Raw genomic sequence first — 658 nt, forward strand, 5'->3', positions numbered from 1 at the left:
TCACCGGGCGCTCACCGACGGGCCCCGGCGAACTCGGGCAGGGGGTCGCCGCAGGACCACACGACGTGGAAGGCGACCTCGCTCAGCCGCCAGCCGTCCGCCGTGCGCAGGGCCCGGGCGTCGTAGTAGCCGCCCACTTCGAAGGGCCGGGAGGACTCCGGCTCCGCGTGGTGGACGTGGGTGGCGATCAGGTGGACGCGCAGCGCGGCCCCGTCCCCGTCGAGGGTGACGGAGTGGTTGGTGCTGAGGTGATGGGTCCGCGCCCAGCGCGCCCTGGCCTCCCGCTGGAAGGCGGTGAAGCCCTCGACGCCCCGGCAGCCGCCGATGGGGAAGAGGAAGGTGGCGTCCTCGGTGCAGAGTTCGGCGAAGGCGGCCTCGTCGTGGCCGGCTCCGCCGAGCGCGTCGAGGGCGAGGACGTAGCGGTCGAAGAGTTCCCGGAGCTCGATGCGGTCGCGCATGAGCCCCACCTGGGCGCGCAGGTCCGCGATGTCGTCGGGTTGCGTGGGCAAGGTCCGCTCCTGTTGAAGGACGTCTCGGGCGGGATGCGGGCGGCTCGGCGCGGGACCACGGCCGCGTCGGCGGTCAGGACCGGCCGCCGACGAACTCCTTGACGGAGGCGATGACGTAGTCGAGCATCTCGTCGGTCAGAGCCGGGTAC

1 protein-coding gene is annotated in these 658 nt (G+C 73.1%); it reads right to left on the minus strand.

Annotated features, from left to right (window positions below; all coding sequences use genetic code 11):
• Positions 1-11: 11 nt before the first annotated feature.
• Positions 12-509, minus strand: a complete 498-nt coding sequence (locus ACEPPI_RS40570) for a nuclear transport factor 2 family protein (protein ID WP_373920251.1) — start codon at positions 507-509, stop codon at positions 12-14.
• Between the last annotated feature and the right edge of the window lie 149 nt (positions 510-658).

The sequence above is a fragment of the Streptomyces sp. AB3(2024) genome, from assembly GCF_041862025.1.
Lineage (GTDB): Bacteria > Actinomycetota > Actinomycetes > Streptomycetales > Streptomycetaceae > Streptomyces.